Raw genomic sequence first — 17,949 nt, 5'->3', positions numbered from 1 at the left:
GCCTGGCCATCATCTGTTCGGGGTCAACCTTCCAGAACCAGGCCAGGTCATAGGCGACTGAAATCAGGTCGGTGATGGCTCCGACGCCGCACTCATGAAAAAACTCGCGACAGCCCAGCTCAATGCATTGAGGTCAGCCAGGTCCAACTGGTTGACCGACGACGGCGGGATGCCGGCGCACACCGCGATGTATTTGGCCGCGACGTCCATGTCGAGGCTGACCTCTTCGCTCTTGTCGATCTTGTACGGCAGCGCCTTGATCGACCGGACTTCCTGCACCGTTGGGCGGCGCAGGTTGAGTTCGGTCAGGGGCTCGCCGTGAGCTTCGATCGCAACCTGAAGCTTCACGGCGCCGCTCATTGCCAGGTCCCCTTGATGCCTTCGAATTTCAATGCGATGGTGGCGTCGTCGCCTTTGGATACCGGCTCTTCCACCAGGTAGGCGCCGGCCAGTACGTAGACTTTGCCGTTGCTGAATTCGCACGTCACGGTCATGTCGGAACCAGCTACCAGCTGCTTGAGCGGAAAGTCCGCGGTATGCAATGCCGTCACTTTGAACGACGGTGCGATGTCGGTTTCCTTGTAGAAACCCGGTACGACGCTTTCCCGTTTCACGGACATCAATGGTGCTTCACAGCCGCCGTTGATGGTCAGTTGAGCGCCGTCCACTTTGACGTAGCAGGTGCCCGCAATCAGTTGACCCATGGTGTTTCTCCCTTCAAATAAAAAGCCCACACGCGGTGGGCTGAATTCACACAGTCTGTACCGTCAAAAGCAGCGATCACGCCGCGTCGTCGTACTGCAGACGGAATTGGTTGAGCAATGCGAACACGCGCAGGCCGTTGATGTAATCCGGTGGGAACAGCACGTTCACGCGGCTCGGATCCTGGGTGTCGCGCTCGACGATCAGGTGCTCGGCGAACAACTCGGCGTTTTCCACGTGGCCTTCCAGTTCGAGCTTGGCGTACTGGGCAATCAGCTCACCGCGAATAGTGCTCGGGGTGACGATGGGCTGGCCGGCGCCGAAACGGGTGCCGTCGGAGGCCAGTTTGTGGCGACCGTATTTGCTGGTGATCACACTTTGCAGACGACGCACAATGAACGCCGACTGGTGCATGGTTTCGCTGTCCAGGTAGGAATTGTCGGCCTGGCCGTAGGCATTCTTCTGGTAGGTGGTAATCGAACGCTGAATGCGCACGTAGCCGCCTTCGTAATAAGCGGTGGCAATGCCATAGTTGAGCAGCGATTGACGCTCGGTCAGGGTAAAACGCTCGCTCGCAGGCGCGGGGTCAAGACCTGGCAGGCTACCGCTTTGGGTCGGACGGCTGGCGTCGGCAGAGATGAACACCGAAGTGCGCGCGGCCAATGCGGCGGCTTGAACCCAGAACGGCTGCGGAACGCCCGGCTCCAGCGCCTGAAGGGTCATGTGCTGATCGTTGCGGGCCTGACCGGCAGCAACAAGGGTACCGATGGTGCCGCGCTTGGCGCTGTAAACGTGACCGAACAGTTGCTTGGCCCACGACCAGCGACCGGTGCTGTCATCCATGACCGCTTGCCAAGTGTTGAGCGTCGACAGGTCAGACCATGGCATGCAGATAAACTCGAACGGTTCGTCGCCCAATGCGGCCACGGCGTCCACTTGATCCGGAACACCCGCGCCGCCGGTCATGGCGGTGATGGCCGAAGTCAGGCCGGCCGGCGTTTCTTCGCCATTGGTCTTGCCCAGGCGATTGAGTTGCAGGCTGATGTCGTTGCCACTGTCGCCTGTCCACTTTGTGCTCAGGGTAACCACACCTTCTACCGCGGCAGCGCTGACCGGCAGATCGGCAGCGGCATTGATTTTCAGCGCCAGCGTCGTTGCCGCTTGAGCAGCCGTTGCGCCATTGACGATGGCCGCTTGAACACGAACGCCGCCGACGTACAGATTGAGCACACCGCTTTGTGTCGCCGTGCCAGTCAATGTCAGCACACCTTTGGCGATGGCACCGTCGGCATTGTGCAGCGGCAGGCACCAAATCTCGCCGATCGGGTCAGTCTTGCGCCAGGTCTCATACATCGAGGCGAGCATGGAGCCTTGGCCACCAGTGCTTTTGGCCAGAGCCACACTGGATACCAGTACCAGCTTGCCAACATCCGTCGGGGCAATGTTGTCGTTGACCTGAGCGACGATCAAACGGCGCATGGCCGACGACGCACTATTGGCTGCCGAATTGTCCATCTCGGCGTAGAACAGCGGAACACGAATGTCCGCGGGGATGTTGCTGAATCCGATCGCCATTATTTGGCTCCCTGTGGTTTTGCCGCTTTCACGGCTTTGGTAGTGATATCGCCATCAGCCAGACGTCGACGCCACCAGGCGTTGTCCGGCACTTCACGGCCCTCGAAGGGCAACAGATCGCCCGCTTCCGGGTCGGGCACGACACGGCCTGGGGCCGGCAGCACAGTGATGCGTTTGCTCATGGGGTTACGTCTCCAGAGAAAGTCAGTTCCAGGCGCCCATCGGGCCCCGGGCGTTTCAGATTGGGATCCGCAGGGTCGATCGCATCGACCCGCACGGTGGCCCCGGTAAAGGACGACAAAGCGTCCAGTTCACGTTCGTGCCAGCTTTCCGCAGGCTGACCGGGCAGATTGCGGCCTAGCTGGAACTCGGCAAAAAAATGCAGGCGATAGAGCGCCCGGCTGCTGCTGATGGAAACCAGTTCGCCGCCGTCGTACTCGATGCCGCTGTAATCGCCGCCGGGCTTGAAACCCACCAGCGCCCGCCACAGTTCGGCCCGAAGGTCGTGTAATAGATCCAGCGCTTTTGTAGGGTCGGTGGTGTCAAGCACCAGAACCACGTCGAAGCGGTCGCGGATCGGTTGCCGGAGCAGGTTTTGCGCGACGCTTTTGCCCGCAAGGTCGGCGCTCGGTACGACGAAGGCACAGGGTGTTTGCAGCGGCGTGTCCGCCTGCAACGAGGAGAGGTCGATGCCACCTGCCACACGATCGGCAAGGGTTGGGCATTGCTCACGCAGTTGCGAAATCAGTGGAGTGATCTTCATGGGTTTTCACCAGACATTAAAAAACCCGCTGAAGGCGGGTCAGAGTGAACGGTCCTGGCCGTGGGAAACCCGCATCCTTGCGGGTCGGATGCCGGTCGGCACCGCTGTTCGCCAATCCATTGGGCTTGGGTTATCGACGCGTGGTTTTCAGTGATCCTGGCCGGTGTCGCGCGGCGGCACATCGCAAACGCCAATCCGCTTTGCCGCCCAACGCTCATAAAGCCCGATGGAAACGTCGGCCCCGGCCATCGCTGTCAGGCAGCCAAACGCCCCCGCCGCCCAGATCGACATGCCGGCGGCGTACAGCAGCATGATCGCCGAGACCCCGCAGACCATGCAGGCCCCGGAGCGCAAGGCCAGGCGTCGCAGCAGTGACCAGCCGCGAGCGCCGTCCTTGTCGGCGCGCCACATTTCGCCGGACACCCCGCCCACCAGGGCAAGGACGATGACGAGCCAGATCGGCATGTCCAGCAACGCTAGTTGCTCGTTTGTCATGTCACGCCTCCGGGAGTGATTGATGAGTGGTTCTTTAAAACGGTGTTTTCTTGAGGTGCCTGATGGAAGGTAGGCATTCCAAAAAGCCCGGCATCGTTCCGGGCTTTTCAGTAATGCGGTCCTGCATTGACCTTTCGGCGCTACTGGCGCGGTACGAGTCCATTCCAATTGTTTTTCCGACCGCGGTCCCTGCCCGCCGGATAACTGCTTCTGGTGCTTTACGCTGCACACCCGGGTCAGTTGCCAACCCTCTGAACCGTTGAGGCCGGTCCATCGCTGCCTTTGTGGTGAAACCAAGAACTTCGTTTCGAGCTGCTTTGTTGAGCGGCTTGAGACAAAGATTATGCATGGACGCATATACAGTCAATGCATAAATGCATTTATTTAAGCGCTACAAATGCATTAGCGCATGAAAGCCCCACAAGCAAAGGCTCAGGCGGTTTTTGACAGGCGAAAAAAAACCCGCTCGATGGCGGGTTTTATCTGACGGCGGCGGGTTAACGGGCGTACATGCCCCACCAGAAGACGTGGCCGAGGATGACGATCTGCTCTTCCTGGATTTCCTGGAAGGTGTAGTCCTCGTCCGGGTGCTCATCCCGATTGAAGCTGCGCAAGCGAATGCCGGTTGGCAGGCGATAGAGCTGCTTTACCCGCAACTGACCGTTATGGTTGATTGCATAAAGGTCGCCATCAACGATGTCGCCAATCCCGCACTTGCCGGCGTTCACGCCAACGGTGGCGCCATCGCGCAGCACCGGCAACATGCTGTTGCCGCGCACCGTCACGCATTTGGCCTGGTCGAATTGCACGCCGTTGTGACGCAGGCTGCGTTTGCCGAAGCGCAGGCTAGAGCGCTCGCTCTCTTCGATGACGAATCTTCCTGATCCAGCAGCCAATTCAACCTCGCGAAGAAAGGGCACCGACACCTCGTCGTCATCGACGGGCGTATCGTCGTCCCACAGACTTATGTCCTTGAGTTCGGAATGCACTTCATCGCGCGCGGCATGGGCGGCAGGCGCGACATCGGCGCGGCCACGCAACTGATCAGTACTCACGGCGAAGTACTCGGCGATCTTCGAGATGTGTTTATCCGAAGGATCGACGATCTTCCCGCTAAGGATCCGCGAGAGTGTGGATTGAGGCACGCCGGTGCGTCGGTGAAGCTCCGTGGGGGAGATCCCGTGCTGATCGAGCAGTGCTCTAAGGACGGTAGAAACGTTGCGTTTTTGCATAACGCGCATAGTGCTTGTTCTTTTCGTCGAAGACAAATGCTGTTTTGCATAGTTCGTGCATATCCGCCGGAAAGGTGCCGTGGGGCTTTCATGCCTGCGTCGGGCAGACTGCCCATGGTAATCTTGCGCCCATCGCGGAAAAGCCGGGCCAATGCCCCTCCTTTTGCCCTACACCTTTCAACGAGTTTTCCTGAATTTCCAATGAATAAAGCCATCTCCGATCTGCCTTCCCACACGCCAATGATGCAGCAGTACTGGCGCCTGAAGAACCAGCACCCTGACCAGTTGATGTTCTACCGCATGGGTGACTTCTACGAGATCTTCTACGAAGACGCGAAGAAGGCAGCCAAATTGCTGGACATCACCCTGACCGCCCGTGGGCAGTCGGCAGGGCAAGCGATTCCGATGTGTGGGATTCCTTACCACGCCGCGGAAGGTTACCTGGCGAAACTGGTCAAGCTCGGCGAATCGGTGGTGATTTGTGAGCAGGTCGGTGATCCGGCGACCAGCAAAGGGCCGGTGGATCGTCAGGTGGTGCGGATCATCACGCCGGGCACGGTCAGTGATGAAGCGCTGCTGGATGAGCGTCGGGACAACCTGATCGCTGCGGTACTGGGTGACGAACGCCTGTTCGGCCTGGCCGTGCTGGACATCACCAGCGGCAATTTCACGGTGCTGGAAATCAAGGGTTGGGAAAACCTGCTGGCGGAGCTGGAGCGGGTCAATCCGGTCGAGTTGATGATCCCGGACGATTGGCCAAAAGACCTGCCGGCGGAAAAACGTCGTGGCGTTCGTCGTCGCGCGCCGTGGGATTTCGAGCGCGACTCGGCGCTGAAAAGTCTGTGCCAGCAGTTTTCGACCCAGGACCTTAAAGGCTTTGGCTGCGAGAACCTGACCCTGGCCATCGGCGCTGCCGGTTGCCTGCTCAGCTATGCCAAGGAAACCCAGCGCACCGCCCTGCCGCATTTGCGCAGCCTGCGTCATGAGCGTCTGGATGACACCGTGGTGCTGGACGGCGCGAGCCGTCGCAACCTGGAACTGGACACCAACCTGGCCGGTGGTCGCGACAACACCCTGCAATCAGTAGTTGATCGCTGCCAGACCGCCATGGGCAGCCGCTTGCTGACCCGTTGGTTGAACCGTCCGTTGCGGGATTTGACCGTGTTGATGGCGCGCCAGACATCGATCACCTGCCTGCTCGACGGCTACCGCTTTGAAAAGCTGCAACCGCAGCTCAAGGAAATTGGCGACATCGAGCGAATTCTGGCGCGAATCGGCCTGCGCAACGCCCGCCCTCGCGATCTCGCTCGTCTGCGCGATGCGCTGGGCGCGCTGCCTGAGTTGCAAGTGGCGATGACCGAGCTGGAAGCGCCGCACCTTATTCAACTGGCCAAGACCACCAGCACTTACCCGGAACTGGCGGCACTGCTGGAAAAAGCCATCATCGACAACCCGCCTGCGGTGATCCGTGACGGCGGCGTGTTGAAGTCCGGTTACGACAGCGAACTCGACGACCTGCAATCGCTCAGCGAAAACGCCGGGCAGTTCCTGATTGATCTGGAAGCGCGGGAGAAAGCCCGCACCGGACTGTCGCACTTGAAGGTCGGTTACAACCGCATTCACGGCTACTTCATTGAGTTGCCAAGCAAACAGGCCGAGTCGGCACCTGCCGACTACATCCGTCGCCAGACGTTGAAAGGTGCCGAGCGTTTCATTACCCCGGAACTCAAGGCGTTCGAGGACAAGGCACTGTCGGCCAAGAGCCGTGCCCTGGCCCGCGAGAAGATGCTTTACGAAGCGCTGCTCGAAGACCTGATCGCCCAACTGCCACCGTTGCAGGACACCGCCGCTGCGCTGGCCGAACTGGACGTACTGAGCAACCTCGCCGAACGCGCGCTGAACCTCGACCTGAACTGCCCGCGTTTCGTCGACGAGCCCTGCATGCGCATCACCCAGGGTCGTCACCCGGTGGTCGAGCAAGTGCTGAGCACGCCATTCGTGGCCAACGACCTGAGCCTGGACGACAACACGCGCATGCTGGTGATCACCGGTCCGAACATGGGCGGTAAATCCACCTACATGCGTCAGACGGCGTTGATCGTGTTGCTTGCGCACATCGGCAGCTTCGTGCCGGCAGCCAGTTGCGAACTGTCCCTGGTGGACCGGATTTTCACCCGGATCGGTTCCAGCGATGACCTGGCGGGTGGCCGTTCGACCTTCATGGTTGAAATGAGCGAAACCGCGAACATCCTGCACAACGCCACCGAACGCAGCCTGGTGCTGATGGACGAAGTCGGTCGCGGCACCAGCACCTTCGACGGCCTGTCCCTGGCCTGGGCGGCGGCTGAGCGACTGGCGTATCTGCGCGCTTATACGCTGTTCGCCACCCACTACTTTGAGCTGACGGTGCTACCGGAGGCGCAACCGCTGGTGTCCAACGTTCACCTCAATGCCACCGAGCACAACGAACGCATCGTGTTCCTCCACCACGTGCTGCCTGGGCCTGCCAGCCAGAGTTACGGCTTGGCCGTGGCGCAACTGGCCGGTGTGCCGAGCGAAGTGATTGTGCGTGCTCGCGAGCACTTGGGTCGCCTGGAAGCCACCGCCCTGCCCCATGAAATTCCTGCGCCTGCCAAGGGCAAACCGGCCGCGCCACAGCAAAGCGACATGTTCGCCAGCCTGCCGCATCCGGTGCTGGATGAATTGACCAAGCTCAATCTGGATGACATGACGCCGCGCCGTGCGCTCGAAATGCTCTATACACTAAAGAACCGGATCTAACGCACTTGCCTGCAAGCTGTTAGAATCTCGCGCGGTTTGGGATGCTGCTGGCTAATAGCCTGGCCAGCAGACTATCGCTCCCGAACCTGGCGACCCCAACGTGAAGGGGCTCCGCTGCCGCCGCCTGAGGAGAAAATTAGAAATGACCTTCGTCGTCACCGACAACTGCATCAAGTGCAAGTACACCGACTGCGTAGAAGTGTGTCCGGTGGACTGCTTTTACGAAGGCCCGAACTTCCTGGTGATTCACCCGGATGAGTGCATCGACTGCGCACTGTGCGAACCAGAATGCCCTGCTGTGGCCATCTTCTCCGAAGATGAAGTTCCGGCAGAAATGCAGGAATTCATTCAGCTGAACGTTGATCTGGCCGAAATCTGGCCGAACATCACCGAGAAGAAAGACTCGATGCCTGACGCTGAAGCGTTTGATCGTGTCATCAACAAGTCTGTAGGCCCCAAGCTCAAAGACCTCGAACGCTGATTTCCGCGCGTTCCCGAAAAGGCCCCTAGCGGGCCTTTTTGCTTTTCTACAGGCAAAAAAAAAGGGGCGGTTTGACCCGCCCACATTTTTTCCCTATTCCCTGTAGTCCTTTTCATCGTCCTGATGAATCGCTTCCTGCGATGTCCGTTCCCCTCTTCCTTGAAGGGCGTGTCTGTCCGTCGACACAGTTCAGATACTAGAGGGTTCCCTGCCAGGTGCAATTGACCGGGATCGTCAAAAACGTTTGTCATATGCTATTAACAAAACAAAATATCTATATAAATCATACAGATAAAAATAATCGAGAAGGAAAATGGACGACGACTGCCTTGTAAAAATAACGAACACTTACGACAGAGTAAGCAAAGACTTACAGCGCAAGACTACAAACCCGCGGCAATCTCCGCCCACCTTGCAGGCAATAAAAAACCCCGAGTCAGTCGGGGTCTTTTACTACCGGTCAAACCGATCGCTTATTGAAACAGCGACTCGCTCGACAGGCCGTTTTTCTCGAGAATCTCCCGAAGACGCTTCAGGCCTTCCACCTGAATCTGTCTGACCCGTTCCCGGGTCAGGCCGATCTCCAGGCCTACGTCTTCAAGCGTGCTGCTCTCGTGACCGCGCAAGCCGAAGCGACGTACTACCACTTCGCGTTGCTTGTCGGTCAGCTCCGACAGCCACTGATCGATGCTTTGGGACAAGTCGTCGTCCTGCAGCAGCTCACAAGGGTCGGTTGGACGGTCATCAGTCAGGGTGTCCAGCAGGGTTTTATCCGAATCCGGACCCAGCGAGACGTCGACCGAAGAAACCCGCTCGTTCAAGCCGAGCATGCGCTTGACCTCGCCCACTGGTTTTTCCAGCAGGTTGGCGATTTCTTCGGGTGAGGGTTCGTGATCGAGTTTTTGCGTCAGCTCCCGTGCGGCCCGCAGGTACACGTTCAGCTCCTTGACCACATGGATCGGCAACCGGATGGTCCGGGTCTGATTCATGATCGCGCGCTCGATGGTCTGACGAATCCACCAGGTTGCGTAGGTCGAAAAGCGGAAGCCGCGTTCGGGGTCGAACTTCTCCACTGCCCGGATCAAGCCGAGGTTGCCCTCTTCGATCAGGTCCAGCAGCGACAGCCCACGATTGACGTAACGCCGGGCGATTTTAACCACCAGCCGCAGGTTGCTTTCAATCATGCGCTTGCGCCCGGCCGGATCGCCACTTTGCGACAAGCGCGCAAAATGAACTTCTTCTTCCGGGGAGAGCAATGGGGAAAAGCCGATTTCATTGAGGTACAGCTGCGTGGCATCAAGTGCCCGCGTGTAATCAATGTATTTGTGCTGTTTTAACGAAGCGGAGTGTTTGGATTTAGCACGAACGGAAGGTGGAGCTACCCCTTCATCATTCGACATCGAATCCGTGGCGATGCCGGTCTCCATCAGGAGAACCTCATCGTCGATGTCAAACTCCGGCACTTCTTTACTGAGAGCCATTGTTATAGTCCTTTGGTGAGTTCGACCTCAAGCTCAAGCGGCGCCTTTATCCTTGGCAACGCTGGAGCCTGTTCCCTCTACGTGACGGAACAGGCTGGCTAACAAATCAACGACGTGGCAGGAATTGCAGCGGATCTACAGGTTTACCTTGGCGGCGAATCTCAAAATGCAGTTTCACCCGGTCTGTACCCGTTGACCCCATTTCGGCAATTGTCTGTCCGACTTTGACCTGCTGCCCCTCCCGAACCAACAGCCTGCGGTTATGTCCGTAGGCACTGACGTAGGTTTCGCTGTGTTTGATGATGACTAATTCGCCGTAGCCCCTTAAGCCACTCCCGGCGTATACCACCGTCCCATCAGACGCAGCTAAAACAGGCTGTCCCAAATCTCCGGCGATATCAATTCCTTTATTCAAACTACCGTTTGAGGAGAATTTTCCAATCAGAATGCCATTAGATGGCCACCCCCAGCCGGTCGGGGCCGGGCCGGCAGGAGGCAATGGAGCGGGTGCAGGTTTGTTGGCGACGGACGGTGCAACCACCGTAGTGCTGGTGGTTGCGCCATTCGGCTGGCGCCGGATTACCGTGGTTTTCAACGACGACGAAGGCGTTGAATCGGTAGTACTACCGACCGCTGTCGGCGTTGATCCGGTGCGACCATCGAAGCGAATTATCTGACCCGGATGGATCGTATAGGGCGTAGGAATGTTGTTCCGTGCTGCGAGGGCTTTGTAGTCCCAACCGTAGCGAAAAGCGATCGAGAACAGGGTGTCTTTTGGTCGAACGACATACTGGCCCGTCGTCGTTGCCGGACGTTGAGGGGCCGCGTTGTTGCGATCGACGACGCCGACGTTACTCGATTTGGTGCTGGAGCAACCGACCAGCAAGGTGCTCAAGACAAGGCCAGTCACCAGGCGCTGAAAGCTCGTTGTACTCATACGCTGCGCAATGACTGTGAGACTCACCCGCCGCTCCCTTTGTGGTGGCTGAAATTGTGGATTGCCGTGTTACGGCTCGAGATGTCGCAAGTATAACGGGCCGAACCAGCTTTACCTTTAATGAAGCGAATTCGCTCCGCGCACACGTTTGCTGACTGACGATAAATACCGTTTAACCAATCGATGCCGCTGTAAGACACGGCCAATCGAAGAGAATTCAGCGCGCCAAAACAAATGCTCAGGCCAGTGGCCCGTTGAGCAATGGCACGAATCGCACCGCCCCCAGAACACGTCGGGAAAAGCCGTTTTCTTCGCGGATGATCAGCATCAATTGCTGCACTTCACCGGAGCCGACAGGGATGACCAGGCGACCACCCGGTGCCAACTGATCGAGCAAGGCCTGCGGCACATCGGTGGCCACTGCGGTGACGATAATGCCGTTGTAAGGCGCCAGTGCCGGCCAGCCTTCCCAACCATCGCCCCAACGAAACACCACGTTGCGCAGGTTCAGCTCCACCAGGCGCTCCTTTGCCCGATCCTGCAAAACCTTGATGCGCTCCACGGAAAATACCCGCTCGACCAGTTGCGACAGCACGGCCGTCTGGTAGCCCGAGCCGGTGCCGATTTCCATCACCTTGTCCAACGGACCTGCTTCCAGCAGCAGCTCGCTCATGCGCGCCACCATGTAAGGCTGGGAGATGGTCTGGTTGTGTCCGATCGGCAGCGCCGTGTCTTCGTAAGCGCGATGGGCCAGCGCTTCGTCGACGAACAGGTGACGCGGTGTACGGCGAATGACCTCCAACACCTTGGCGTTGGAAACGCCTTCTTCATACAGACGCTGAATAAGGCGCTCGCGGGTTCGCTGAGAAGTCATGCCGATGCCGCGGCGCAGCATATCGTCTTGTTCACGAGACATTAGCGCAGTCCCTCCAGCCAGCCATCGAGACTTCTGAAGGCATCGTTGAAGGTGCGATCCAGTTGCAGCGGAGTGATCGAAACATAGCCCTGCATCACCGCATGGAAGTCGGTACCCGGACCGCCATCTTCAGCATCCCCGGCAGCAGCGATCCAGTAACCGGATTTGCCGCGCGGATCGACCACTTTCATCGGCGCCGCCGCACGGGCGCGATGCCCGAGGCGGGTCAGCTGGATGCCGCGGATATGGTCCAGTGGCAAATTGGGAATATTCACATTCAGCACCGTGCGCGGTGGCAGGTCGAGATCGCCATGGGCTTCGACCAGCTTGCGTGCAAAGTAGACGGCTGTGGGAAGGTTCTCTACTTGTCGTGAGACCAACGAAAAGGCAAACGACGGACGCTCGAGGAAACGCCCTTCAAGGGCTGCTGCCACGGTGCCGGAGTACAACACGTCATCGCCCAGGTTGGCGCCCAGGTTGATCCCCGAGACGACCATGTCCGGTTGGCGCTCCAGCAAGCCATTGAGGCCCAGGTGCACGCAATCGGTGGGTGTGCCGTTCAGGCTGATAAAGCCGTTGGCCAGGGTTTGCGGGTGCAACGGACGGTCGAGCGTCAGCGAGCTGCTGGCGCCGCTTTTGTCCTGGTCCGGGGCGATAACCACGCATTCGGTGTAATCCGCCAGCGCAGCATAAAGCGCGGCGAGACCGGGTGCGGTTACCCCATCGTCGTTAGAAATCAGAATACGCATGGGCTGTCCGTCTGCCCCACCGGCACCAGATCAACAAGCTCGCGCACCAATACGGTGGCAAAGCATCCGGCCGGGAGGACGAATTCCAGTTGCAGAATGTCAGGCTCGGGATAATGCCACGTCAACCCGCCAATGGGCAGCCGCAGGATGCGACGTTCGTGGCTCATACCGGCGTTAATCAACCAATCTCGCAAGTCCGCTTCGCGAGCGGCGATGTCCTGCTCCAGTACATGGACAACGCCGGTCGCCGGCGAGTCACCTTCGCCCCACTGCGGGCCGGTCGGGTGCAGGTCGAGAATCGCCAGTCGCGGGTCGCTGCACTCCGCTTCACCGGCCGGAAAGAAGCTGCGGCTGTCAGTGAAGGCCAGCAGATCGCCGACCTGGGCTTGCTGCCAGGTACCGTCGGCAACACGCGCCGCCAACACCTGATTGAACAGAAAACTGCGCGCCGTCGAGAGCAGGCGCGAACGCACGTTGCGCTGTTCCGGCAACGCCTTGCGTGCCGCCCAGGCACGGGCATCGACCACGTTGCCGCCGTCGAAGCCGAAACGCTGGGCGCCGAAATAATTGGGAATACCTTGCTTGGCAATCAGCTGCAATCGCTCTTCAATCGCGGCTGTGTCGCCGGCGAATTGCGTCAGGCGCAAAGTGAAGCCATTGGCCGAGTGAGCGCCACGCTGCAGCTTGCGTTTGTGGCGACCGGTCTTGAGGATTTTCAGCGTATCGTTTTCCGCCGCCGACAGATCAGGATCGGCCTTGCCCGGCAGCTGCACGCTGAACCACTGGCGAGTCAGCGCCTGACGATCCTTGAGGCCCGCGTAACTGACGGTGCGCAATGGCACGCCCGCTGCCTTGGCGATCCGCCGTGCCGCTTCCTCGGTATTCAGCCCGCGCTTTTCCACCCAGATCCACAAATGTTCGCCATCACCGCTGAGGGGGATGTTGAGCACTTCATCGACCTGAAAATCTTCCGCCGTGGCTTTCAATACTGCGGTGCCGAGGGCTTCGCCATAGGCCCGTGGGCCGAGAAATTGCAGTTCGTTCATGCGCGCAACAACAAGGCAACGGAATGCACGGCAATGCCTTCTTCGCGACCGACAAAGCCGAGCTTTTCGGTGGTGGTAGCTTTCACGTTCACTTGATCCAACTCAACTTGAAGATCCGCGGCAATCAGCGCGCGCATCGATTCGATATGCGGGGCCATTTTCGGCGCCTGGGCAACGATGGTGTTATCGACGTTGCCGACTTTCCAGCCCTTGGCGTGGATCAGTGCGACGACGTGACGCAACAGCACACGGCTGTCGGCGCCCTTGTAGGTCGGGTCGGTGTCCGGGAAATGTTTGCCGATATCACCCAGCGCAGCGGCACCGAGCAAGGCATCGCTCAAGGCGTGCAGCAGGACGTCACCGTCGGAGTGAGCGAGCAGCCCGAAGCCGTGTGCAATGCGCACGCCGCCCAGAGTAATGAAATCGCCTTCAGCGAAACGGTGCACATCATAGCCGTGGCCAATACGCATAAAAAAACGCCCCGATTTTTGTCAGGGCGTGATTCTACCTGCTTTGTCGAACATTAGGCGCTTAGAGCGCGCCCATGATGTTGCAAGTGGTCGTCGATGAAACTGGCGATGAAGAAATAGCTGTGGTCGTAGCCCGGTTGCAGGCGCAACGTCAGCGGATGACCGGCCAGTTTGGCCGCTTGTTGCAAGGCTTCAGGCTTGAGCTGGGTGGCGAGAAAATCGTCGCGATCACCTTGGTCGACCAGCAGCGGCAGCTTCTCGTCAGCCTCGGCGATCAGCGCGCAAGCATCCCATTCGCGCCACTTCGAACGGTCTTCACCCAGGTAACGAGAGAAGGCCTTCTGACCCCACGGGCAGTCCATCGGATTGTTGATCGGCGAGAACGCCGACACCGATTGATAACGACCTGGATTGCGCAAGGCACAGACCAGTGCGCCGTGACCGCCCATGGAGTGACCGCTGATTCCACGTTTGTCCGATGCCGGAAAATGAGCTTCGACCAGTGCCGGCAATTCCTGCACGACATAGTCATGCATCCGATAGTGCCGCGACCAGGGTTCCTGCGTGGCATTCAGATAAAACCCGGCACCCAGACCGAAGTCCCAGGCACCGTCCGGATCACCCGGCACATCAGGGCCGCGCGGGCTGGTGTCCGGAGCGACGATGATCAACCCCAGCTCGGCAGCCATGCGCAGGGCGCCGGCCTTGTGCATGAAGTTTTCGTCGGTGCAGGTCAGGCCGGACAACCAGTACAGCACCGGCAGCTTGCCGCCCTGCTCCGCTTGCGGCGGCAGGTACACGGCAAACACCATGTCGCAGCCGAGCACGTCGGAACGGTGCCGGTAGCGTTTGTGCCAGCCGCCGAAGCTTTTCTGGCAGGAAATATTTTCCAGGCTCATGACCGACCTCAGAAGTGGATGACGGAACGGATGCTCTTGCCTTCATGCATCAGGTCGAACGCCTTGTTGATATCTTCCAGGCCCATGGTGTGGGTGATGAACGTGTCCAGCGGGATTTCGCCGGTCTCGGCCATTTCGACGTAGCTTGGCAACTCGGTACGGCCACGCACACCGCCGAACGCGGAACCGCGCCAGACGCGACCGGTAACCAGCTGGAATGGACGGGTGGAGATTTCCTGGCCGGCACCGGCGACACCGATGATCACCGACTCGCCCCAGCCTTTGTGGCAGCACTCAAGGGCGGCGCGCATCAATTGCACATTGCCGATGCATTCGAAGGAAAAGTCGACGCCGCCATCGGTCATATCGACGATCACTTCCTGGATCGGACGGTCGAAGTCTTTCGGGTTCACACAGTCGGTTGCACCCAGTTGCTTGGCGATCTCGAATTTGGCCGGGTTGATGTCGATCGCAATGATGCGCGCAGCCTTGGCTTTTACCGCGCCAATCACCGCTGACAGACCAATGCCGCCGAGGCCGAAAATGGCCACGGTATCACCCGGTTTCACCTTGGCCGTATTCAACACCGCGCCGATGCCGGTGGTGACACCGCAGCCCAGCAGGCAGACTTTTTCCAGTGGCGCTTCTTTAGCAATTTTCGCGACGGAGATTTCCGGCAACACGGTGTATTCAGAAAACGTCGAAGTGCCCATGTAGTGGAAAATCGGCTGGCCCTTGTAGGAAAAGCGCGAAGTGCCATCCGGCATCAGGCCTTTGCCCTGGGTCGCACGAATCGCCTGACACAGGTTGGTTTTGCCCGACAGGCAGAATTTGCACTGGCGGCATTCCGGGGTGTACAGCGGAATCACGTGATCGCCGACTGCAACCGAGGTCACGCCCTCGCCGATCGCTTCAACCACCGCGCCACCTTCGTGACCGAGGATCGACGGGAATATACCTTCCGGATCAGCGCCGGACAGTGTGTAGGCATCGGTATGGCAGACACCGGAGGCAACCACACGCAACAGGACTTCGCCGGCCTTGGGCATGGCGACATCGACTTCGACGATCTCGAGGGGTTTCTTGGCCTCGAAGGCAACGGCAGCGCGCGACTTGATCATGTGGATTCTCCAGTGAATAAAAACGAGACAAGGAGTGTAATACACCGCCTTACGGTGAATAATCCGGACAAAAGCAAAACATTATTGCTACACAGGGATAATCAACGATGGCCGAAAGCCGCTGGGAAGGGATAGACGAATTCGTCGCCGTGGCTGAATGCAGTCAATTTACGGCCGCAGCGGAACGTCTTGGGGTGTCTTCCTCCCATATCAGTCGACAAATCGTACGCCTTGAAGAACGCCTGCAAACTCGTTTGCTGTACCGCAGCACCCGCCGGGTCACGCTGACCGAAGCCGGGCAAACCTTCCTGCAACATTGCCAGCGCCTGCAAGACGGTCGCGAAGAAGCCTTGCGTGCAGTGGGCGACTTGACCAGCGAACCCAAAGGCATGCTGCGCATGACCTGCGCCGTGGCGTACGGCGAGCGATTCATCGTGCCGCTGGTGACGCGCTTTATGGGGCTTTACCCACAACTGCGTGTCGACATCGAACTGAGCAACCGCCCGCTCGATCTGGTGCACGAGGGCCTGGATTTGGCGATTCGCCTTGGACGCCTACAGGATTCGCGATTGGTTGCTACGCGTCTGGCACCCCGACGCATGTACCTGTGTGCATCACCCTCCTATCTGGAACGCTATGGCCGGCCGCACAGCTTGTCGGAATTGAGCCGCCACAACTGCCTCATTGGCAGCTCGGACATGTGGCAACTGGAACAGAACGGGCGGGAATTTTCGCAGCGGGTCCAGGGAAACTGGCGCTGCAACAGTGGGCAAGCGGTGCTGGATGCGGCACTACAGGGCGTGGGGTTGTGTCAGCTGCCGGACTATTACGTGCTGGAGCATTTGAAGAGTGGCGAATTGATTTCGTTGCTGGATGCGCATCAACCGCCTAATACGGCCGTTTGGGCGCTTTATCCACAGCAGCGGCATCTGTCGCCGAAGGTGCGAAAATTGGTGGATTATTTGAAGGAAGGGTTGGCGCAAAGGCCAGAGTACAGGAGCTGATGCATTTTTCAGTACCGGATGTGTTGACTGAGCCACCGCTTTCGCGAGCAGGCTCGCTCCCACAGTGGATCGATGGCGAACACTGAAAAAGTGGGCAGCGCAAAACAATGTGGGAGCGAGCCTGCTCGCGAAAGCAATCTGCCAGACACCACAGCAGTCAGCGGCGATTAGCCCAGCGCTGACGAAGCCATTCGAGGTCTTCGGGACGCGTAACCTTGAGATTATCGGATCGACCTTCAATCAGGCGCGGCGCCAAACCGGACCACTCCATCGCCGACGCTTCGTCAGTGATAACCGCATCAGCCACCAGACTGTCAGCCAGCGCCCGATGCAAGGCGCCAAGGCGAAACATCTGCGGCGTATAAGCCTGCCAAATCACGCTGCGATCCACGGTTTCAACCACACGCCCATGCTTGTCGACCCGCTTGAGGGTGTCGCGCGCCGGAACCGCCAGCAACCCGCCGACCGGATCATCTGCCAATTCACTCAGCAACTTGTCCAGATCATCACGACTCAGATTCGGGCGCGCAGCATCGTGGACCAACACCCAGTCTTCATCATCAGCGCCCAACGCATGCAAATGCAGCAACGCATTCAGCACCGACCCGGAACGCTCGGCGCCGCCGTCAACCCGCTGAATTCGCGAGTCGCCAGCACAGGCCAGGTTTGGCCAATAAGGATCGTCAACAGCAAGACTGACCACTAACCCTTTCAGGGTCGGGTGATCAAGGAAACAGCCAAGGCTGTGTTCGAGAATAGTGCGCCCGCCCAGTTGCAAGTATTGCTTGGGACGGTCTGCGGCCATACGGGCACCGACGCCCGCGGCAGGAATCACGGCCCAGAAGGCCGGTAACGGGGAATTCATCGAGCCAACTGGTAAAGGGTTTCACCGTCCTTGACCATGCCCAACTCATGGCGAGCCCGCTCTTCGACGGTCTCCATGCCTTTTTTCAACTCGCCGACTTCGGCGTCCATGACCCGATTGCGCTCCAGCAACCCTTCGTTCTCAGCCTGTTGATCCTTGATCTGCTGAGTCAGCTCTGCCACTTGCGCCAGACTGCCATTACCCACCCACAGGCGGTATTGCAGGCCAGCCAGCAACAAGAGCAAGACGAGGAACAACCAATTGGGACTGCGCATCGAATATCAGGTTTCCAGTGAAAAAAGACAGCCATGCAAAAACATTGAAGCTTCTGATAGCACGAAGCCTGGAAGAACCAGGCTTGTGCTTATAAGGCATCAGATTAGTGGCAAATTCATCGCTGTAGCGACTTTTCCGACACAATCCGGTGTCTTT

Annotated in this window: 20 protein-coding genes; 3 read left to right on the top strand and 17 right to left on the bottom strand. The window is 58.9% G+C overall.

Annotated elements, in window-relative coordinates:
• Positions 1 to 63 precede the first annotated feature (63 nt).
• The 7 genes from ACWKV5_RS05325 to ACWKV5_RS05295 form a co-directional block, all read right to left on the bottom strand.
• Positions 64 to 360: a phage tail assembly protein gene (locus tag ACWKV5_RS05325; RefSeq protein WP_483840470.1), complete on the bottom strand. Its 297-nt coding sequence runs from the start codon at positions 358 to 360 to the stop codon at positions 64 to 66.
• Complete coding sequence (locus ACWKV5_RS05320; RefSeq protein WP_483840469.1) at positions 357 to 704, bottom strand: phage tail tube protein; 348 nt, start codon at positions 702 to 704, stop codon at positions 357 to 359. Before ACWKV5_RS05320 ends, ACWKV5_RS05325 begins: the two co-directional genes overlap by 4 nt.
• Before the next feature lie 76 nt (positions 705 to 780).
• Positions 781 to 2,277, bottom strand: coding sequence for a phage tail sheath subtilisin-like domain-containing protein (locus tag ACWKV5_RS05315; RefSeq protein WP_483840468.1), 1,497 nt, complete (start codon positions 2,275 to 2,277; stop codon positions 781 to 783).
• Entirely contained in the window at positions 2,277 to 2,459 is a 183-nt protein-coding gene (locus tag ACWKV5_RS05310; RefSeq protein ID WP_483840467.1) for a DUF2635 domain-containing protein, read from the bottom strand. Before ACWKV5_RS05310 ends, ACWKV5_RS05315 begins: the two co-directional genes overlap by 1 nt.
• Positions 2,456 to 3,040: a phage tail terminator protein gene (locus ACWKV5_RS05305; protein ID WP_483840466.1), complete on the bottom strand. Its 585-nt coding sequence runs from the start codon at positions 3,038 to 3,040 to the stop codon at positions 2,456 to 2,458. The genes ACWKV5_RS05310 and ACWKV5_RS05305 overlap by 4 nt, the downstream gene beginning before the upstream one ends.
• Before the next feature lie 147 nt (positions 3,041 to 3,187).
• Positions 3,188 to 3,535: a phage holin family protein gene (locus tag ACWKV5_RS05300; RefSeq protein ID WP_483840465.1), complete on the bottom strand. Its 348-nt coding sequence runs from the start codon at positions 3,533 to 3,535 to the stop codon at positions 3,188 to 3,190.
• Positions 3,536 to 4,032: 497 nt separating this feature from the next.
• On the bottom strand, positions 4,033 to 4,767 hold the full coding sequence (locus tag ACWKV5_RS05295) for a LexA family transcriptional regulator (RefSeq protein ID WP_123434606.1): 735 nt from the start codon (positions 4,765 to 4,767) through the stop codon (positions 4,033 to 4,035).
• Between the two features lie 213 nt (positions 4,768 to 4,980).
• Between ACWKV5_RS05295 and mutS the strand changes: the two genes are divergently transcribed.
• Positions 4,981 to 7,548, top strand: coding sequence for a DNA mismatch repair protein MutS (gene mutS / locus ACWKV5_RS05290; RefSeq protein WP_483840841.1), 2,568 nt, complete (start codon positions 4,981 to 4,983; stop codon positions 7,546 to 7,548).
• A 142-nt stretch (positions 7,549 to 7,690) separates the two neighbouring features.
• The gene (gene fdxA / locus ACWKV5_RS05285) at positions 7,691 to 8,029 is read left to right on the top strand and encodes a ferredoxin FdxA (protein WP_483840464.1); all 339 of its coding nucleotides are present in this window, start codon (positions 7,691 to 7,693) and stop codon (positions 8,027 to 8,029) included.
• A 473-nt stretch (positions 8,030 to 8,502) separates the two neighbouring features.
• On the opposite strand, the gene rpoS is transcribed toward fdxA, so the two are convergent.
• From rpoS to ACWKV5_RS05245, 8 genes are all read right to left on the bottom strand, one after another.
• Positions 8,503 to 9,510, bottom strand: a complete 1,008-nt coding sequence (rpoS, locus tag ACWKV5_RS05280; RefSeq protein WP_310263327.1) for an RNA polymerase sigma factor RpoS — start codon at positions 9,508 to 9,510, stop codon at positions 8,503 to 8,505.
• A 106-nt stretch (positions 9,511 to 9,616) separates the two neighbouring features.
• On the bottom strand, positions 9,617 to 10,474 hold the full coding sequence (locus ACWKV5_RS05275; protein WP_483840463.1) for a peptidoglycan DD-metalloendopeptidase family protein: 858 nt from the start codon (positions 10,472 to 10,474) through the stop codon (positions 9,617 to 9,619).
• Between the two features lie 211 nt (positions 10,475 to 10,685).
• Positions 10,686 to 11,321 carry a protein-L-isoaspartate(D-aspartate) O-methyltransferase gene (locus ACWKV5_RS05270; protein WP_172825954.1) on the bottom strand — a complete coding sequence of 212 codons (636 nt, stop codon included), beginning with the start codon at positions 11,319 to 11,321 and terminating at the stop codon, positions 10,686 to 10,688.
• A gap of 41 nt (positions 11,322 to 11,362) precedes the next feature.
• Complete coding sequence (gene surE / locus ACWKV5_RS05265; protein ID WP_483840462.1) at positions 11,363 to 12,112, bottom strand: 5'/3'-nucleotidase SurE; 750 nt, start codon at positions 12,110 to 12,112, stop codon at positions 11,363 to 11,365.
• Positions 12,100 to 13,158 carry a tRNA pseudouridine(13) synthase TruD gene (gene truD / locus ACWKV5_RS05260; RefSeq protein ID WP_483840461.1) on the bottom strand — a complete coding sequence of 353 codons (1,059 nt, stop codon included), beginning with the start codon at positions 13,156 to 13,158 and terminating at the stop codon, positions 12,100 to 12,102. Before truD ends, surE begins: the two co-directional genes overlap by 13 nt.
• Positions 13,155 to 13,628: a 2-C-methyl-D-erythritol 2,4-cyclodiphosphate synthase gene (gene ispF / locus ACWKV5_RS05255; RefSeq protein ID WP_008154023.1), complete on the bottom strand. Its 474-nt coding sequence runs from the start codon at positions 13,626 to 13,628 to the stop codon at positions 13,155 to 13,157. Before ispF ends, truD begins: the two co-directional genes overlap by 4 nt.
• 53 nt (positions 13,629 to 13,681) lie before the next feature.
• Positions 13,682 to 14,527, bottom strand: a complete 846-nt coding sequence (gene fghA, locus ACWKV5_RS05250) for an S-formylglutathione hydrolase (protein WP_483840460.1) — start codon at positions 14,525 to 14,527, stop codon at positions 13,682 to 13,684.
• Positions 14,528 to 14,535: 8 nt separating this feature from the next.
• Entirely contained in the window at positions 14,536 to 15,648 is a 1,113-nt protein-coding gene (locus ACWKV5_RS05245; RefSeq protein WP_027924991.1) for an S-(hydroxymethyl)glutathione dehydrogenase/class III alcohol dehydrogenase, read from the bottom strand.
• A gap of 107 nt (positions 15,649 to 15,755) precedes the next feature.
• On the opposite strand from ACWKV5_RS05245, the gene ACWKV5_RS05240 reads away from it, so the two are divergent.
• Entirely contained in the window at positions 15,756 to 16,652 is an 897-nt protein-coding gene (locus ACWKV5_RS05240) for a LysR substrate-binding domain-containing protein (protein WP_483840459.1), read from the top strand.
• Between the two features lie 157 nt (positions 16,653 to 16,809).
• Here ACWKV5_RS05240 and ispD read toward each other — a convergent pair whose 3' ends face one another.
• Both ispD and ftsB read right to left on the bottom strand, forming a co-directional pair.
• Entirely contained in the window at positions 16,810 to 17,517 is a 708-nt protein-coding gene (ispD, locus tag ACWKV5_RS05235; RefSeq protein ID WP_483840458.1) for a 2-C-methyl-D-erythritol 4-phosphate cytidylyltransferase, read from the bottom strand.
• Positions 17,514 to 17,792 (bottom strand): cell division protein FtsB, encoded by a 279-nt coding sequence (gene ftsB, locus ACWKV5_RS05230; protein WP_027924988.1) that lies wholly within the window; start codon positions 17,790 to 17,792, stop codon positions 17,514 to 17,516. Before ftsB ends, ispD begins: the two co-directional genes overlap by 4 nt.
• Between the last annotated feature and the right edge of the window lie 157 nt (positions 17,793 to 17,949).

Source organism: Pseudomonas oplopanacis (assembly GCF_057128725.1).
The sequence above is the reverse complement of the archived record's forward strand: the minus strand, read 5'-3'. Positions and strand labels throughout refer to the sequence as shown.